The 17292-nt window shown below is 71.0% G+C and carries 17 protein-coding genes, 1 tRNA gene and 1 other RNA gene; 14 read left to right on the top strand and 5 right to left on the bottom strand.

From position 1 onward, the window contains the following. Positions 1-44 precede the first annotated feature (44 nt). Positions 45-905, bottom strand: coding sequence for a neutral zinc metallopeptidase (locus FLW16_RS33055; RefSeq protein WP_142564097.1), 861 nt, complete (start codon positions 903-905; stop codon positions 45-47). A 153-nt stretch (positions 906-1058) separates the two neighbouring features. On the opposite strand from FLW16_RS33055, the gene FLW16_RS33050 reads away from it, so the two are divergent. Then, entirely contained in the window at positions 1059-2597 is a 1539-nt protein-coding gene (locus tag FLW16_RS33050; RefSeq protein ID WP_312847173.1) for a phospholipid carrier-dependent glycosyltransferase, read from the top strand. An 8-nt stretch (positions 2598-2605) separates the two neighbouring features. On the opposite strand, the gene FLW16_RS33045 is transcribed toward FLW16_RS33050, so the two are convergent. Both FLW16_RS33045 and FLW16_RS33040 read right to left on the bottom strand, forming a co-directional pair. Beyond that, positions 2606-3463 carry an MBL fold metallo-hydrolase gene (locus tag FLW16_RS33045; protein ID WP_142564095.1) on the bottom strand — a complete coding sequence of 286 codons (858 nt, stop codon included), beginning with the start codon at positions 3461-3463 and terminating at the stop codon, positions 2606-2608. A gap of 47 nt (positions 3464-3510) precedes the next feature. Continuing rightward, positions 3511-4356 (bottom strand): LysR family transcriptional regulator, encoded by an 846-nt coding sequence (locus FLW16_RS33040; RefSeq protein ID WP_142564093.1) that lies wholly within the window; start codon positions 4354-4356, stop codon positions 3511-3513. A gap of 105 nt (positions 4357-4461) precedes the next feature. On the opposite strand from FLW16_RS33040, the gene FLW16_RS33035 reads away from it, so the two are divergent. Next, a complete protein-coding gene (locus tag FLW16_RS33035) occupies positions 4462-5187 on the top strand; it encodes an SDR family oxidoreductase (protein ID WP_142564091.1) in 726 nt (241 codons plus the stop codon). A 108-nt stretch (positions 5188-5295) separates the two neighbouring features. On the opposite strand, the gene FLW16_RS33030 is transcribed toward FLW16_RS33035, so the two are convergent. Further along, a tRNA-Ser gene (locus FLW16_RS33030) sits at positions 5296-5381 on the bottom strand. Positions 5382-5467: 86 nt separating this feature from the next. On the opposite strand from FLW16_RS33030, the gene ffs reads away from it, so the two are divergent. From ffs to FLW16_RS32995, 7 genes are all read left to right on the top strand, one after another. Beyond that, positions 5468-5563, top strand: an RNA gene (gene ffs, locus FLW16_RS33025) — signal recognition particle sRNA small type. Between the two features lie 42 nt (positions 5564-5605). After that, the gene (locus FLW16_RS33020) at positions 5606-7825 is read left to right on the top strand and encodes a DNA polymerase III subunit gamma and tau (RefSeq protein ID WP_142564088.1); all 2220 of its coding nucleotides are present in this window, start codon (positions 5606-5608) and stop codon (positions 7823-7825) included. A gap of 176 nt (positions 7826-8001) precedes the next feature. Further along, positions 8002-8352 (top strand): YbaB/EbfC family nucleoid-associated protein, encoded by a 351-nt coding sequence (locus tag FLW16_RS33015; RefSeq protein WP_079320096.1) that lies wholly within the window; start codon positions 8002-8004, stop codon positions 8350-8352. 3 nt (positions 8353-8355) lie between these two features. After that, entirely contained in the window at positions 8356-8955 is a 600-nt protein-coding gene (recR, locus tag FLW16_RS33010) for a recombination mediator RecR (protein ID WP_142564086.1), read from the top strand. Next, positions 8948-9478 (top strand): DUF5063 domain-containing protein, encoded by a 531-nt coding sequence (locus FLW16_RS33005; protein WP_079320095.1) that lies wholly within the window; start codon positions 8948-8950, stop codon positions 9476-9478. The genes recR and FLW16_RS33005 overlap by 8 nt, the downstream gene beginning before the upstream one ends. 99 nt (positions 9479-9577) lie before the next feature. Further along, the gene (locus tag FLW16_RS33000; RefSeq protein ID WP_030508661.1) at positions 9578-10852 is read left to right on the top strand and encodes an aspartate kinase; all 1275 of its coding nucleotides are present in this window, start codon (positions 9578-9580) and stop codon (positions 10850-10852) included. Then, positions 10849-11916, top strand: coding sequence for an aspartate-semialdehyde dehydrogenase (locus FLW16_RS32995; RefSeq protein ID WP_142564084.1), 1068 nt, complete (start codon positions 10849-10851; stop codon positions 11914-11916). The genes FLW16_RS33000 and FLW16_RS32995 overlap by 4 nt, the downstream gene beginning before the upstream one ends. Before the next feature lie 3 nt (positions 11917-11919). Here the strand turns inward: FLW16_RS32995 and FLW16_RS32990 are convergent, their stop codons facing one another. Further along, positions 11920-12528, bottom strand: a complete 609-nt coding sequence (locus tag FLW16_RS32990) for a hypothetical protein (RefSeq protein WP_142564082.1) — start codon at positions 12526-12528, stop codon at positions 11920-11922. A 154-nt stretch (positions 12529-12682) separates the two neighbouring features. On the opposite strand from FLW16_RS32990, the gene FLW16_RS32985 reads away from it, so the two are divergent. The 5 genes from FLW16_RS32985 to FLW16_RS32965 all read left to right on the top strand — a co-directional run bounded on the left by FLW16_RS32985 (position 12683) and on the right by FLW16_RS32965 (position 17290). Next, positions 12683-13330, top strand: a complete 648-nt coding sequence (locus FLW16_RS32985) for a TetR/AcrR family transcriptional regulator (protein ID WP_231513926.1) — start codon at positions 12683-12685, stop codon at positions 13328-13330. A gap of 26 nt (positions 13331-13356) precedes the next feature. Further along, positions 13357-14346 carry an LLM class F420-dependent oxidoreductase gene (locus FLW16_RS32980; protein WP_221891410.1) on the top strand — a complete coding sequence of 330 codons (990 nt, stop codon included), beginning with the start codon at positions 13357-13359 and terminating at the stop codon, positions 14344-14346. 198 nt (positions 14347-14544) lie between these two features. After that, positions 14545-14880, top strand: a complete 336-nt coding sequence (locus FLW16_RS32975; RefSeq protein ID WP_142564080.1) for a YkvA family protein — start codon at positions 14545-14547, stop codon at positions 14878-14880. A gap of 97 nt (positions 14881-14977) precedes the next feature. Next, positions 14978-15700 (top strand): DUF1684 domain-containing protein, encoded by a 723-nt coding sequence (locus tag FLW16_RS32970; RefSeq protein WP_142564077.1) that lies wholly within the window; start codon positions 14978-14980, stop codon positions 15698-15700. Between the two features lie 24 nt (positions 15701-15724). Beyond that, positions 15725-17290 carry an ABC transporter substrate-binding protein gene (locus tag FLW16_RS32965; RefSeq protein WP_142564075.1) on the top strand — a complete coding sequence of 522 codons (1566 nt, stop codon included), beginning with the start codon at positions 15725-15727 and terminating at the stop codon, positions 17288-17290. Positions 17291-17292 lie beyond the last annotated feature (2 nt).

Below are 17292 nucleotides of genomic sequence, written 5' to 3'. Positions count from 1 at the left end.
AGGAGACGACGCAAAGGTTCGCGCCCGAGGCTCTGCCGGGGGTCTCAGACGCTCCCGGAGAAGGTGTCGCAGCGTGCGGGGTCGCCCGACGAGTAGCCGTTCGTGAACCACTTCTGCCGCTGGGCGGAGGTGCCGTGGGTGAACGCGTCCGGGTTGACCCTGCCCTGGGCCTGCTCCTGGATGTGGTCGTCGCCGACCGCGGCGGCGGCGTCGAGCGCCTCCTGGATGTCGGCGTCGGTGAACGGCTTGGCGTAGAAGCCGGTGTCCACCGCGTTCTTGGCCCACACGCCCGCGTAGCAGTCGGCCTGGAGTTCGAGCCGCACCGAGCCGCTCTCCGCGCCCTGGTCCTGGCCGACCTGGTTCATGGTGCCGAGCAGGTCCTGCGCGTGGTGGCCGTACTCGTGGGCGATCACGTACGCCTGGGCGAACGGGCCGCCCTTGGCCCCGAACCGCGACTGCAGCTCGTCGAAGAACGACAGGTCCAGGTAGACGTGCTTGTCATTGGGGCAGTAGAAGGGGCCGACGGAGGAGTCCGCGGCGCCGCAGCCGGTCTGCACCCCGCCGGAGAACAGCGTGGTCTTCGCGCCGGTGTATCCCTGGATCTGCTCGCCCCAGTACTTCTGGATGCTGTTGACGACGCCCACGACCCGGCACTTCTCCGACTGGTCGGCGTCGGCGCCGGTCTTGCACTGCGCGCTCAGGTCGCTGCTCGGCTGCAGGCCGGCGGGCTCGTCGCCGCCGCCCGTGATGTTGCCGGGGTTGACGCCGAAGATCAGGGCCACGATGAGGGCGATGATGCCGGCGGCTCCGCCGCCGATGGCAAGACCTCCGCCGCGGAACCCGCCTCCACCGCCGACGTCCTCGACCTGCGAGGTGTCGAGTTGCGCTCGGTCATCGAAATCCATCTGCGACGCTCCCGATGGCGTTGCCGACACTGTTTTTCCCGCTTCGCTTGCTGGCCGCCTACTGCCCCGGATGGCGGCGATCATGCCTGACGGTCCGCCATGCCGGATCCGTCTTACCCTGATCTTCGCGTTTTGCCGGGTTAGGATCACCGCGTGCCTCTGACCGCCTTACCTCGGCTGGTGCCGCCGATGCCGGGTGGGCGCGGATGGCTCGGCCCGCTGGCCGTGGCCGCTCTCGGGGGGTTCCTCCGGTTCTTCCGTCTCGACGTGCCGCACGCGCTCGTCTTCGACGAGCTCTACTACGCCAAGGACGCCTACTCGCTGATCAGGTACGGCGTCGAGCGGCAGTTCGCGGACGGCGCCGACCAGGTGTTCGCACGCGGCGGCACGGACGTGTTCAAGGCGTGCGGGACGTTCGAGGAGTGCGGCGCCTACGTCGCCCACCCTCCGCTCGGCAAATGGCTGATCGGCGCGGGAGAGTGGCTCTTCGGCGTCACGCCCTTCGGGTGGAGGTGCGTCGCCGCGCTCGTGGGCACGCTCAGCGTGCTGGTCCTGGCGCGGACCGCCCGCCGGATGACCCGCTCGACCCTCCTCGGCTGCCTCGCCGGCCTGCTGCTGGCGCTGGACGGCCTGCATCTCGTGCTGTCGCGCTCGGCGCTGCTCGACGTATTCCTCGCGTTCTGGGTGCTCGCGGGCTTCGCCTGCCTGGTCGCCGACCGCGACGCGGCCCGCACCCGCCTGACGGAGTGGTATCGCGCCTCCGCCCTGAACGGGCCCGCTCCCCGGCTCGGCCCGCGGCCCTGGAGGCTGGCGGCCGGGCTGTGCCTGGGCGCCGCGACCGCGACCAAGTGGACCGGCGTGCTGTTCGTCATGGCGTTCGCGATCATGACGCTCGTCTGGGACTGCGGGGCCAGGCGCGCCGTCGGCCTGCGCCGGCCGTACCGGCAGGCGGTCCGCCTCGACTGGCCGCTGGGCCTCGCCTGGCTCGGCGCCGTGCCCGCCGTCGTGTACGTCGCATCGTTCGCCGGGTGGTTCGCCTCCGCCGGGGGGTGGGGCCGCAACTGGGATCGCGCGACCTCGAACGGCTGGGCCTACTTCGTCTTCGACTCGCTCCGCTCGCTGGTGGACTACCAGAGTCAGGTGTTCGGCTTCCACCAGGGGCTGAGCAGGCACCACGACTACCAGTCGGACCCGTGGACCTGGCCGCTGCTGCTGCGGCCGGTCGCGTTCTTCTACCAGGCGCCCGGCGGCACGTGCGGCGCGCCCTCCTGCTCGCAGGCGATCCTCGGGACCGGCACCCCGGTGATCTGGTACGGCGGGCTGCTCGCGCTGATCGCGATGGTGGTCTGGTACGCGAGGACCCGTGACTGGAGGGCGGGCGCCGTCCTGCTCGCCTACGCGGCGGGATGGCTGCCGTGGTTCTACTTCGCGCTGGCCGACGACCGCACGATGTACCTGTTCTACGCGCTCCCGGCGGTGCCGTTCATGGTCCTCGCGATCGCGCTGGCATGCGGGCTCGTCCTCGGGCCACCGGGCGCGCCGGCCGCGCGGCGCTCGACGGGGGCGGCGGTGGCGGGCGCGTTCACGCTGCTCGCGCTCATCAACTTCTGGTGGCTGTCGCCCGTGCTCACCGCCGTGCCTGTGCCGTACGACGCCTGGCTGAGCCGCATGCTGCTGCGCGGCTGGATCTGATCCGACCCCTAGTTGTAGACGATGAAGTCGGGATGGACGTGGACGCCGGGCCGGCCCCCGATCTCCGCCAGCGCGTCGCGGATCCGCCGCAGGTGCTCGACCGTCATCTGGAGCGGCGGCTCGTCCGGCTGATAGGTGGTGCGGATCGGGTAGTCCTCACCCGGCACCTTGGTCATCTCGATGTGGCAGCCGAGAACGTGGGTGACGGGCCGGGCCTCGGCGAACTTCACCAAGCGGTCGATGGTCTGCTCGAACGCCGGCCAGTCCGCGACGTACAGCCGCCCGGGGTAAACGGTGTCACCGGTCAGGAGCAGACCGGTGGGCGGGTCGTAGAACGTCACCGCGGATCCGTGGTGCCCGGGGCTGGCCAGCACGTCCAGAACGCGGCCGCCCAGGTCGACGGTCCCGGGAACGTCGAGATCGTCGCCGAGCCCGAAGAACTCGCGCACGTGCTCCACGGCGGGATCGACGACGACCGTGTCCTGGCGGTCGCGGAACTGGCCGTCGCCCGCGATGTGGTCGCCGTGGCCGTGCGTGTGGGCGACGATGAGCCCGTAGCCCTCGCGGGGGTGGTCGGCCAGCCAGCGGTCCACGATCTCGTCCACCGTCCGGCGCAGCGGGAAGTACGCGGGTGACGCCGTCGCGCCTGTGTCGAGCAGCAGGGCCCGGGCGTTCCCGAACATCAGGAACATGAAGGGCGCTTCGTAGTTGATCGCCTTGTTCTGGCGCAGGACGTACGTGTGCTCGTCATACCGGTGCACCTGGATGTCGGGGTCGGTGTTGTGCTTGGCCGACTCCGAGCCGTGAATCCACCGGACGTCGAGGTCGCCCGCCTTCGGAATCGCCGGAAAGTCGATCTGTTCCATTCGGCCCACCCTCCTCTCTCCGTCCTCCGGCTGTCCAGCCGTTATGGCTAGAGGCGGGTCGCGGCCCGGACCAGCCCGGCGACGGCGTGCGACCGGCTGTGCGGCGGCCATGCGATCACCGTCGTCACCGCCGGCGCGTCCAGCACCGGCACGGCGGCGAGGTCGTGGCGCAGATGAGCCCGGGACGACTCCGGCAGGACCGCCGAGGCCCGGCCGAGCAGGATCAACTGCAGAAGCTGCGCGCTGTCCCGGACCTCCGGGCCGGGGCCGTCCGGGTATGTGCCGTCGGAGCGGGGCCAGCGCGGCGTGGGCAGGCCGGACAGCGCGGTGACGTCGGCCATCCGCAGATGGGCCCGGCCGGCGAGGGGGTGCGCCGCGGGCAGCACCAGGACCTGTCCCTCCGTGCACAACTCCTCGAAGTCGAACCCGGCGATCGAGTCGAACGGCCGGTGCAGCAGACCTACATCGGCCCGGCCGTCGCGCAGCAGCCGCTCCTGCTCGCCGGGCCCGCACAGGAGCACGTCGACGGCGACCGCGCCGGGCTCGGCGGCGTACGCGTCGAGCAGCTTCGGCAGCAGCTCGGCGGAGGCCCCGGCCTTCGTGACGAGGACCAGGCCGGGGCGGCCGGTCGCGGGTGCGGCGCGGCGGGTGCGGCGCTCGGCGGCCTCGACCGCGTCGAGGGCCGCCCGGCCCTCGCGCAGCAGCACCGACCCGGCCTCGGTCAGCGTGACGGTGCGGCTCGTGCGGTCCAGCAATGTCACCCCGAGCCGCCGTTCGAGCTGCCCGATCGCCCGCGACAGCGGCGGCTGCGCGATTCCGAGCCGCTGCGCGGCCCGCCCGAAGTGCAACTCCTCGGCGACGGCGACGAAGTACCGCAGCTCACGCGTCTCCATGTCGCCACAGTATCGCCGGAAGCGAGCGATCGATATCCGCAAGGTATCGATGCCCACCCAAACGGTGTTGGAGGTTCCGCAGTGGGCGCGGCCAGGATGAGATCCATGAGCGAAGGAACGATCGCGCTGGTCACCGGCGCGAACAAGGGGATCGGATACGAGATCGCGGCCGGCCTGGGCGCCCTCGGCTGGAGCGTCGGCGTCGGCGTCCGGGACGAGGGGCGCCGGGAGGGCGCCGTGGAGAAGCTGCGCGCGGCAGGCGTCGACGCGTTCGGCGTGCCGCTCGACGTGACGGACGACGCGAGCGTGGCCGCCGCCGCCGGGCTGATCGAGGAGCGCGCGGGACGCCTCGACGTGCTCGTCAACAACGCCGGGATCACCGGGGGCATGCCGCAGACGCCCACCACGGTCGACCCCGCCACGATGCGGGCGGCCGTGGAGACCAACGTGATCGGCGTCATCCGCGTCACCAACGCGATGCTGCCGTTGCTGCGCCGCTCGGCGTCGCCGCGGATCGTGAACATGTCCAGCACCGTGGGCTCTCTCACCCGGCAGACCACTCCCGGTGCCGAGACGGGCCCGATCTCCGTCGCCTACGCGCCGTCGAAGACGTTCCTCAACGCCGTCACCGTGCAGTACGCCAAGGAGTTGCGCGACACGAACATCCTGATCAACGCCGGCTGTCCCGGTTTCTGCGCGACCGACCTCAACGGCTTCCGCGGCGTCCGTACGCCCGAACAGGGCGCGGCGATCGCGATCAGGCTCGCGACCCTGCCCGACGACGGCCCGACCGGCGGGTTCTTCGACGACGCCGGGCCGGTGCCCTGGTGACGTACGGCGTCACACGCGTCCGGCCTGGACGGCATCGTGAGGTCCGGACACACGAAAGGCCCGGTTGGATGGACCGGGCCTTTCGTGTTCTTGCCGCTCAACCAAGCGCGGAGGATAGGAGATTCGAACTCCTGAGGGGTTGCCCCCAACACGCTTTCCAAGCGTGCGCCCTAGGCCAACTAGGCGAATCCTCCGTCGGACAGCTTAGCCCACTTTCCGGCGTGGTTTCGACTGTTGTCTCGACGGCCCGCGCACACCCGTCGAGTGGCTAGACTGTCCAGCGGACCCCTCGCGCGGCGTCATCCTGTGAACCTCCCCAGGGCCGGAAGGCAGCAAGGATAAGCGGGCTCTGGCGGGTGTGCGAGGGGTCTCTCAGTTAGCGGGTACGCCGGCCGGGTCGACCCTCCGAGGAGGCGGCATGAGTCTTGCGCTGTACCGCAAGTACAGGCCCGGGACATTCGCCGAGGTCAAGGGGCAGGAGCACGTCACCGACCCGCTGCGCCAGGCCTTGCGTAGCGGCCGCATCCACCACGCCTATCTCTTCAGCGGCCCGCGCGGCTGTGGCAAGACCTCCAGCGCCCGCATCCTCGCCCGGTCCCTCAACTGCGAGAAGGGCCCGACGCCCGACCCCTGCGGGGAGTGCGAGTCCTGCGTCGCGCTGGCCCCCACCGGGCCGGGGCACCTCGACGTCATCGAGATCGACGCGGCGTCGCACGGCGGCGTGGACGACGCCCGCGACCTGCGTGAGCGGGCCTTCTTCGCCCCCGTCTCGGCGCGCTACAAGATCTACATCATCGACGAGGCCCACATGGTCACCCGTGAGGGCTTCAACGCGCTGCTGAAGCTGGTGGAGGAGCCGCCGCCGCACCTCAAGTTCGTCTTCGCCACCACCGAGCCGGAGAAGGTCATCGGGACGATCAAGTCCCGCACCCACCACTACCCCTTCCGGCTGATGCCGCCCGCCACCCTGAAGCGGCTGATGGAGGAGATCCTCGAATCCGAGTCGGTGCCGTACGAGCCGGCGGCGTTACCGCTGGTCGTACGGGCAGGTGCGGGATCGGCCCGGGACACGCTGTCGATCCTCGACCAGCTCCTGGCGGGCGCCGACGACTCCGGCATCACCTACCAGCGGGCGGTGTCCCTGCTCGGCTACACCGACGGCGACCTGCTGGACGAGGTGGTCGACGCGTTCGCCAAGCGGGACGGCGCGGCCGTGTTCCAGGCCGTGCACCGGGTGATCGAGGGCGGGCACGACCCGCGCCGCTTCGCCACCGACCTGCTCGAACGCTTCCGCGACCTGGTGATCCTTTCCAACGTTCCCGAGGCCGCGGGCAGCGGCCTCCTCGACCGGCCGGCCGACGAACTGGAGCGTCTGCAGGCGCAGGCGGCGTCGATGGGCCCCGCCGAGCTGACCCGGGCGGCCGAGGTGTTCAACGCCGGTCTGACCGAGATGCGCGGCGCGACCTCCCCCCGCCTGCTGCTGGAGCTGATGTGCGCCCGCGTGCTGCTGCCCGGGGCCGACCAGGGCGAGGCCGCGCTGCTGACCCGGCTCGAACGGCTGGAGCGCGGCGTCGCGGCCGGGACGTACGCCGCCGCGCCGCAGGCTCCCGCCGTTCCCCAGCACGCAGCTCCCCAGACTCAAGCGGTTCCGCAGTCCGCTCCGGCGCCCGCCGCGCCCGCCGCTGCGGCACCGGCACCGGCACCGCAGGTTCAGGCCGCCCCGGCGGCCGAGCGGAGCGCCGACGACTGGCCCACGCCCGTGCGGCCCGGCTCCGGGGCGGCGCCGCCGCCTCCGCAGGCGCAGCAGGCCCAGGCGCCCGCCGCCGGCGGGGGGCCGGTGCAGCAGGCCTGGCCGCAGGTGCTCGAAGCGATCAAGAACCGCCAGCGGGTGGCCTGGATGATCCTCAACGCCCAGGGCAGGCTGCTCGGCGTCGAGGGCAACGTCGTGACCGTCGGCTTCGAGAAGCCGGGCGACGTGCAGGGTTTCCTCAAGGGCAAACGCGACGAGGTGGTGGCCGCCGCGCTCGGCGACGTGCTCGGCGGCACCTGGCGTGTCGATGTCGTCGTCGGCGGCTCGGGTCCCGGCCCGGCCGGCCCCGCCACCCGCGGGCCGTCCGGACCGCAGACGCCCACGCCGCCTCCCGCGCCCACGGCTCCGCCGGCCGCGCCCGCCGCGACGCCCCCTGCGGCCATGCCGCCCACAGGGGCCACGCCCGCGCCGGCGCCGGCCGCTTCCCAGGCCGCCACCGCCCCGGCTCCGGAGCGGAAGGCCGCCCCACCCGCGGCGTCGCCCGGCGGGACGACCGACGAGACGTGGCCCGACGCGCCGTCCGACGACTACGACGCGCCGTCGCCGTCGCCGTCGCCGTCGCCGTCGCCGTCCTCGGCCCCGAGCCCGCGATCCGCGCCGAGCCCCGGCCTGGCCGCCGCCCGCTCGGCGGCCAGGGCGGCCGCCCAGACCGGCCCACGGCAGGCCTGGCCGGAGACGGTGCCCGGCCGTACGGGCGGGGCCTCCCGTCCTGACGACGACGTGGACCCGCTCAACGACGACGATGCGGACGTCAGCGAGCTGTCGGGCATGGCCCTGATCCAGCGTGAGCTGGGCGGCCGCATCATCGAGGAAATCGATCATTCTTGAGCGCCTTCCCCGCCCGAGGGACGGCCGCCGCATGGACGGAGACTGGTGGGGTAACCGGTGTCCGTCCGCCCGCGACCCGGCGCGAACACGCACGCCGCGCCGGTGCGGAAACCGGGGCGGACGCCGTAGGCTCGTCGCGACGAACATGTCGCTGGACGCTGAGGAGCGCAACCATCGTGAATCCAGGGGATGTCAACCTCCAGCAGTTGCTGGAGCAGGCTCAGCTGATGCAGCAGCAGCTCGTCACCGCGCAGCAGGAGCTCAGCGACGCCGAGGTCGAGGGCAGTGCCGGAGGCGGCCTTGTCGTCGCCACCGTGAACGGCAGCGGCGAGCTTCTCGAGCTCGAGATCAGCCCGCTGGCCATCGACGCGAGCGACCCGGAGGAGACCGCGCAGACGATCGCGGACCTCGTGCTCGCCGCCGTACGGGACGCCGTACGCGCCGCAGGGGAGCTGCAGCAGGAGAAGCTGGGCCCGCTCGCGCAGGGACTCGGGGGCGGCCTCGGCGGCCAGCTGCCGGGGTTCTAGAGCATGTACGAAGGGGTCGTCCAGAACCTGATCGACGAGCTCGGGCTGCTGCCCGGCGTCGGTCCCAAGAGCGCGCAGCGGATCGCGTTCCATCTCCTCGCGGCCGACCCGGCCGACGTCAAGCGGCTCGCGCACGCGCTGCTCGAAGTGAAGGAGAAGGTGCGCTTCTGCCGCGTCTGCGGAAACGTGGCCGAAGAGGACCAGTGCCGGATCTGCCGGGACCAGCGGCGTGATCCGCACGTCATCTGCGTGGTCGAGGAGTCGAAGGACGTGGTGGCGATCGAGCGGACCCGTGAGTTCCGCGGTCGCTACCACGTGCTCGGCGGGGCGATCAGCCCGATCGACGGCATCGGCCCGGACGACCTGAAGATCCGCGAGCTGATGACCCGGCTGGCCGACGGCCAGGTGACCGAGCTGATCCTCGCGACCGACCCGAACCTCGAGGGCGAGGCGACGGCCACCTACCTGGCCAGGCTCGTCAAGCCCCTGGGATTGAAAGTGACCCGACTGGCCAGCGGTCTGCCTGTGGGCGGTGATCTCGAGTACGCAGACGAGGTCACTTTGGGCCGCGCTTTCGAAGGACGGAGGCTGCTGGATGTCTGACGAGTGGAACGACCTGGCCGCACGCGTCGCCGGACACGCGCAGAACTTCATCGACGGCCTCACCCGCCTGGCCGGCGGTGAGGGCGGCGACGCGACGCTGCCGCTTCTCCTGGTGGAGGTGGCCCAGGTCAGCCTCGCGGGCACCCAGCTGGGGGCCGCCCAGGACGTGATCCTGCAGGGCAACGTCGAGCCCGCGCTGAGCGAGGACCCCGACATCGACCCCCTGCGTACGGCCCTCGCCGCCCGCCTCGGCCCGGTGGACGACTACGCCGAGGTGTTCGACCCCTACAAGGACACCGTGGTCACCCCCTACCGGCTGTCGGACGACCTCACGGCTGTGGCGGCCGACCTCATCCACGGGCTGCGGCACTACCAGGCGGGCCGTCCGCTCGAGGCGCTGTGGTGGTGGCAGTACTCCTACTTCAACACCTGGGGCAACCACGCGGGCGCGGCGCTGCGGGCCCTGCAGGCGTTGGTCGCGCACACCCGGCTGGACGTCGTGGAAGAGGGCACGACGGTCTGATCCGGAGTGCCGAGCGTCCACATGCTGGTCGGTGCCGGTCTCGGTTTGGGACGTCCAAGTACACTGTGAGCTCCACGTCCTGATTCGTTGGAGATTCCAGTGGCGCTCGTTGTGCAAAAGTACGGTGGTTCCTCCGTAGCCGACGCGTCCTGCATCAAGCGGGTCGCCCAGCGGATCGTCGCGACGAAAAAAGCGGGCAACGACGTCGTCGTGGTGGTCTCCGCGATGGGCGACACCACCGACGAGCTGCTCGACCTGGCCCAGCAGGTGTCGCCGCTGCCGCCCGGCCGCGAGCTCGACATGCTGCTGACCTCGGGTGAGCGGATCTCGATGGCGCTGCTCGCGATGGCGATCGCCAACCTCGGCCACGAGGCGCGCAGCTTCACCGGCTCGCAGGCCGGCGTCATCACCGACTCGACGCACGGCAAGGCGCGCATCATCGACGTGACGCCCAGCCGCATCCAGGAGGCCGTCGACGCCGGTCAGATCGCGATCGTGGCCGGGTTCCAGGGCGTCTCCCAGGACAGCAAGGACATCACGACGCTGGGCCGGGGTGGTTCCGACACCACGGCCGTCGCTCTCGCGGCGGCGCTCGGCGCGGACGTCTGCGAGATCTACACCGACGTGGACGGCATCTACACCGCCGATCCCCGGATCGTCCGTACGGCGCGGCAGATCCCGCGGATCTCCTACGACGAGGCCATGGAGATGGCGGCGTGCGGGGCGAAGATCCTGCACCTGCGCTGCGTGGAGTACGCCCGCAGGTTCGACCTGCCGATTCACGTCAGAAGCTCGTTCAGCACGAGGGAAGGCACCTGGGTCGTATCCGACCCCTACAGCGAAGGAACCGAAGTGGAGCAGCCCATCATCTCCGGGGTCGCGCACGACCGGAGCGAGGCCAAGATCACTGTGGTCGGGGTGCCCGACAAGGTCGGCGAGGCCGCCGCCATCTTCCGCACGCTGGCGGACGCGGAGATCAACATCGACATGATCGTGCAGAACGTGTCGGCCGCGGCGACCGGGCGCACCGACATCTCCTTCACGCTTCCGGCCAACGACAGCCAGACGGCCCTCACGGCGCTGAAGAAGATCCAGAACCAGGTCGCCTTCGAGTCGCTGCTGTACGACGACCAGATCGGCAAGGTCTCCCTGATCGGCGCGGGCATGCGCTCGCACCCGGGTGTCACCGCCAAGTTCTTCGGCGCGCTGGCCGACGCCGGGGTGAACATCGAGATGATCTCGACCTCGGAGATCCGCATCTCCGTCGTCGTGGGACAGAACGAGGTGGACACCGCGGTCGCCGCCGCCCACCGCGCGTTCGACCTCGACGCCGACCAGGTCGAGGCCGTTGTGTACGGAGGTACCGGACGATGAGCCGCAAGCCCACCCTCGCCGTCGTCGGCGCGACCGGTGCCGTCGGCACCGTCATGCTCGAGATCCTGACCGGCCGCACCGACCTGTCCGACGCGTACGGCGAGATCCGGCTGATCGCCTCGCCGCGCTCGGCGGGCAAGGTGCTGAGCGTGCGCGGCGAGGACGTCGTCGTCCAGGCGCTGTCGCCGGAGGCGTTCGACGGCGTCGACATCGCGATGTTCGACGTGCCGGACGAGGTCTCCGCCGAGTGGGCGCCGATCGCCGCCTCGCGCGGCGCGGTGGCCGTGGACAACTCGGGCGCCTTCCGGATGGACCCGGACGTGCCGCTCGTGGTGCCCGAGTGCAACCCCGAGCAGGCCCGCAACCGGCCCAAGGGGATCATCTCGAACCCCAACTGCACCACGCTGTCGATGATGGCCGCGATGGGCGCCCTGCACCGCGAGTGGGGCCTGCGCGAGCTGGTCGTCGCCTCCTACCAGGCGGTGTCCGGCGCCGGCGTGGCCGGCCCCGAGCGGCTGTACGCCGAGATCGAGGCCGTCGCCGGCGACCGGACGATGGGCACCGTGGCGGGCGACGTGCGCAAGGCCGTGCCCGACGTGGCCGACTCGCCGTTCCCGGCGCCGCTGGCGCTCAACGTGGTGCCGCTGGCGGGCTCGCTCAAGGACGGCGGCTGGACGTCGGAGGAGCTGAAGGTCCGCAACGAGTCGCGCAAGATCCTCGGCATCCCCGACCTGAAGGTCTCGGCCACCTGTGTCCGCGTCCCGGTGGTGACCACCCACTCGCTGGCCGTCCACGCGACGTTCGAGCGGGAGGTCACGGTCGAGGGCGCCCGGGCGATCCTGGACGCCGCGCCGACCGTCGTGGTGCTCGACGACCCCGCGAACGGCGTGTTCCCCACGCCGGCGGACGTCGTGGGCACCGACCCGACCTACGTCGGCCGGATCCGCCAGGCGCTCGACTTCCCGAACACGCTCGACCTGTTCGTGTGCGGCGACAACCTGCGCAAGGGCGCCGCGCTCAACACCGCCGAGATCGCCGCCCTGGTCGCGACCGAGTTCGCGTAAGGGTCACCTGAACAGCACATCCCAGTGGGTGGGCTCGTCCGCCCACACGTCGGACGGCGCGGCACGGTACAGTGCCGCGCCGTCCGCGCGCGTGCGCCAGTAGTGGTAGGTCCGGGTGACGTACGCGTCGAGGCACCGGTTGTGCGCGAGGTCCACCTTGTATCCGTTGCCGTGGCTGTAGCGGCTGTCGGCGTGCCCGGTCTCGGTGCCGCCGGTGACCGTCACCGGACAGCCGCTGTCCCGCCGCAGGTCGACGGTGCGCATCAGCGTGCCGTACCGGATGGCCTCCAGCGACGTGCAGTACGGACGGCGGCGGTCGGCGCAGTCTCCGGTCGACTTCCAGCGCACCCCGGCGTCCAGCAGCAGGCCGGCCGCCCGCGCGTGGCCGATCCGCTCGTCCGCGGCCGTGGTGTCCCAGGTCTTCACCGTGGCGGTGAACGTGCCGGCCAGCAGCGGCGGAAGGGAGACCTCCCCCCTCACCTCGACGCCGGGATCGGCCGCGGGCGGCGGGGACGGCGGTGGGACGGGGTCCCTGTCGTGCTGCATGGGCAGCGAGATCAGTACGGCGGTGCCGATGCCGGCCAGCCCCCGCCATGACGGGCGGACGTCCACGTGCCTCGTTTCCTCGGTCGACGACGGGGGCTGAGGTCTTCAATGCCACACGCGGGGGCCGGTCGGCCCGCTGCCACGAGGCGGTTTGCCGCGACCCGTGGATCATCTTGTCGGTTCATGACCGGACGCGGGCCCGAGCCGTACAGTGACGAGCGTGGCCGAGAGTACACGGGAGCAGATCGTCGAGACGGCCCTCCGGTTGTTCAGGGATCGGGGGTACGAGGCGACCACGATGCGTGCCATCGCCGCGGAGGCGGGCGTGTCGGTGGGCAACGCCTACTACTACTTCAGGTCCAAAGAGCAGCTGATCCAGGCGTACTACGACCGGGCGCAGGAGACGCACGAGGCGGCCTGCCATGAGGTGTTCGCCGCCGAGCGGTCGTTCGCCGGACGGCTCGGGGGTGTGCTGCGGGAATGGGTGCGGATCTCCGAGCCCTACCACGAGTTCGCGGTGAAGTTCTTCAAGCACGCGGCGGAGCCCAGCAACCCCCTGAGCCCGTTCAGCGCCGAGTCGGCGCCCGCCCGCGAGTCGGCCATCGCGCTCTACCGGGAGGTGGTCGAGGGATCGGCCGGGCGGATGGACGACGAACTGCGCGAGGAGCTTCCCGAGCTGCTGTGGCTGCTGTGGATGGGGGTCGTGTTGTTCTGGGTCCACGACAGCTCGCCCGGCTGCGCGCGCACCTACCGGCTGATCGACCGGGTCGTCCCGCTCGTCGACCGGCTGGTCGGCCTGTCGCATCTGCCCGGCATCAAGGGCGTGGCCAGGGAGGTCATCGAGGTGGTCCACGAACTTCGGGCGTGACCGCGACTCCATACCGTCCGGTTGGTATGGTCAGGGTCGAGACCTTGGAAGGGGTGGCCGTGGACCGCTGGGGCATGACGATTCCGTTCTTCGGGCAGACGCCGGTCGAGTCGAAGGAGCTCGTCACCGAGCTGCCCGCGCTGGGCTACACCGACGCGTGGTCGGCCGAGGTGGGCGGCGCGGACGGGTTCGTTCCGCTGGCCCTGGCGGCCGAGTGGGCGCCGTCCCTGCGCCTGGGCACCGCGATCGTCCCCGTCTACACCCGCGGCCCGGCCCTGCTGGCCATGTCGGCGGCCACGCTGGCGGACCTCGCCCCCGGCAGGTTCGTGCTGGGCATCGGCGCGTCGTCCCCGGTGATCGTGGGGAACTGGAACGCCGGCGAGTTCGACAAGCCGTACGCGCGGGTCCGCGACACCCTGCGCTTCCTGCGGGCGGCGCTGGCCGGGGAGAAGGTCACCGAGAGTTACGAGACCTTCGCCGTGAAGGGCTTCCGGCTGGAGAAGGCCCCCGCGACGCCGCCGAAGATCGTGCTCGCCGCGCTGCGGCCCGGGATGCTCCGCCTGGCCGCCCGCGAGGCCGACGGCGCCATCACCAACTGGCTGTCGCCCGGCGACGTACGGAAGGTGCGGGGCGAGCTGGGGCCGGAGACCGAGCTGATCGCGCGGCTTTTCGTCGTGGTGACCGAGGACGCGGCGAAGGCGCGCGAGATCGGCCGCCGCCTGCTGGCCGCCTACCTCACCGTGCCGGTGTACGCGGCGTTCCACGAGTGGCTGGGCCGGGGTGAGCTGCTGCGGCCCATGCAGGAGGCGTGGGCGGCCGGGGACCGCAAGGCCGCGCTGAAGGCGATCCCCGACGAGGTGGTGGACGACCTCGTCGTGCACGGCGACGCGGCGACCTGCCGGGCCCGGGTGCGGGAGTACCTGGCGGCCGGGCTGGACGCGCCCGTGCTGGCTCCGTTGCCGGGTGGAGACCTGCCGCTCGCCGACACCGTACGGGCGCTCGCGCCCGGAACCTGACACCGTACGGGCGCTCGCGCCCGGCGCCTGACGCCGTTCCGCTGACCGGGACACCGCTCCCGCCGGCCCGCCCGGGTCGCCCCACCATGGCCCAGCCGTTCGAGCACCCGATGGCGGACGGCTGAGGAACCGGCAGGGCGCCGCCGTACGTTAACCAGAGGGCAAAGCGGGCAGAGGTCTCCCCCTGGAGGTGTCCTCATGGTAAAGGCAGGACGTGCGGCGGCCACCTGGCGCGCCTACCGCGAGGTCTCCAAGCCCGGCTCGCCGGGATTCGGGGCCCGGCTGCGGGCCGTGCCGCGGATGCTCCGCGCCGCGGTGAAGGGCGACTACCCCGGCCTGACCAAGGGCAAGATCGCCATGCTCGGCATGGCCGTGGCGTACATCGTGTCGCCCATCGACGTGGTCCCCGACTTCCTCCTCGGTATCGGCGTGGTCGACGACTTCGGCGTGTTCCTGTGGCTGGCGACCGCGCTGCTCGGCGAGAGCGGTCAGTACGTCGAGTGGGAGAGGAATCCGCGGCCGACCACAAAGTGATCAATTAGCGCAAATCCTACCTAATCTGTAGGGTAATGCTCAAACATCGCCAACGGTGCTGATCTTATACGGACCGACCGAAACGAGCATTACCGCCATGTCTTTACGCGCCTCCGCAGCCACGATCGAAGCCGCCCGTGCCGGGTGGGACGCGTGGCGGGCGGAGCGGCTGGCCTCCGTACGGGCCCCCCGGGGCAACCTCGCTCTGGTGGAGACCCTGTGGCCGGCCCCGGGCGAGGAGGTGTCCCTGGAGGACGCCCTCGCCGGCCGGCCACCGAGCGTCACGACCACGCGGATCGAGCGGACCCACATCACGACCGGCGAGCCCGAGCACGGCATCCGGTTGTGGGACGCGGACGCGCCCGCCATCCGCCACTTCGAGACCATCGACGTCTTCCCGTTCGCCCCCGAGTGGGTGATCGAGGCCGTCTTCACGCCGGTGTCCGATGCGCGGCTGCTGCCCTTCGAGCACGCCCGCGACGCCGGCAGCACCCGTGACAAGGCCGTTCCCGGCGACATCACCTTCACGCTCGACGGCACGCCGTACAACCTGGCCGCCTTCGACGACGAGGGGACGCTGCTCCTGGTCGTGGGCGACCGCACCAACGGCTCGGCGACGTACGGCGGCGGGCGGTTCCTGACGGTGGAGCCCGAGCCCGGCGGCCGAATCGTCCTCGACTTCAACCGCGCCTTCGCGCCGCCGTGCGCCTTCTCACCCTTCTACAACTGTCCGCTGCCGCCGCCGCGGAACCGGCTGGACGTGCCCGTCGAGGCGGGGGAGAAGCTCCCCGTCTTCCGCGACGGCTTCCGGCCGTACTGATCACCCCGCCGACCAGGAGAAACAGTGAACAGCAAGACGACGTCGCTGATCGGCGCCGCACTCGTGCTCGCGCTCGCCCTCACCGGGTGCGGGTCGGGCTCCTCCGGCTCGGCAGGGTCCGGTTCGGCAGGGTCCTCCGGCTCCGCGGGCGGCGCCGGGGCGACGGCGGCGTACAACCCGGACGCGACCATCGAGATCGGGTCGCTCTACGAGCCGCAGAACCTCGACAACACCGCCGGCGGCGGACAGGGCACGACGGAGGCGTTCAACGGCAACGTCTACGAGGGTCTGTTCAGGCTCACCGACGACGGCAAGGTCGAGAGCCTGCTGGCGAAGGACCACACCGTGAGCAAGGACGGGCTCACGTACACGTTCACGCTGCGGAGCGGCGTGAAGTTCCACTCGGGCAAGCCGCTCACCTCGGCCGACGTCAAGTACAGCATCGAGAAGGTCACCGGTCCCGACTCCCAGTCGGCCCGCAAGAGCAGCCTCACTGTGATCAAGAGCATCGACACGCCGGACGACTCCACGGTCACGGTGAAGCTTTCCAGCAAGTCGATCTCGCTCGTCTACAACCTGAGCTACGTGTGGATCGTCAACTCCCAGGCCAAGAGCCTGACGACCACGGAGGACGGCACCGGCCCCTACACGCTGGGGACGTGGAAGCGCGGCTCCTCGCTCAGCCTTGAGCGCTTCCCCGGATACTGGGGCACCCCGGCGACCAACAAGCAGGTCGTTTTCCACTACTTCACCGACGCGACCGCGCTGAACAACGCCCTGCTGACCAAGGCGGTCGACGTCGTGACCAGCGAGCAGAGCCCCGACGCGCTGGCGAACTTCGAGAACAACGGGGACTACAAGGTCAACAACGGCCAGTCGACGACCAAGCTGCTGCTGGCGTTCAACGACCGCAAGGCGCCGTTCGACAAGGTGCTCGTCCGCAAGGCGATCACGTCGGCGATCGACAACAAGAAGCTGCTCAGCTCGATCTGGGGCAAGTACGGCACGCTGATCGGCTCGATGGTGCCGCCCACCGACCCCTGGTATGAGGACCTCACCACGGTCAACCCGTACGACCCGAACCTGGCGAAGAAGGAGCTCGCCGAGGCGGGCTACGGGAGCGGCTTCTCCTTCACGCTCGACACGCCGAACTACGACCCCCACCCGACCGTCGCGACGTTCGTGAAGTCGGAACTGGCGAAGGTCGGGATCACCGTGAACATCAACGTCATCACGGCCGACGAGTGGTACACCAAGGTCTACAAGAACCGCGACTTCGCGGCGACGCTGCAGGAGCACGTCAACGACCGCGACGTGGTCTGGTACGGCAACCCCGACTTCTACTGGGGCTACGACAACCCGCAGGTCACCAAGTGGGTCGAGCAGGCCGAGCAGTCCGACACGGCCGACGGGCAGACGGAGCTGCTCAAGAAGGTCAACCGGCAGATCGCCGCCGACGCGGCCAGCGACTGGCTCTACCTCTACCCGCAGATCGTCGTGGCGTCCTCGTCGCTGTCGGGCTACCCCGTGAACGGCCTGAACTCGCAGTTCTACGCGTACGGCATCAAGAAGAGCGGCGGCCGGGGCTGACG

Origin of the sequence: Microbispora sp. KK1-11, from assembly GCF_006874435.1 — a bacterium.
GTDB classification, from domain to species: Bacteria; Actinomycetota; Actinomycetes; order Streptosporangiales; family Streptosporangiaceae; genus Microbispora; species Microbispora catharanthi.
This window is presented reverse-complemented; position numbering and strand designations above follow the sequence as displayed.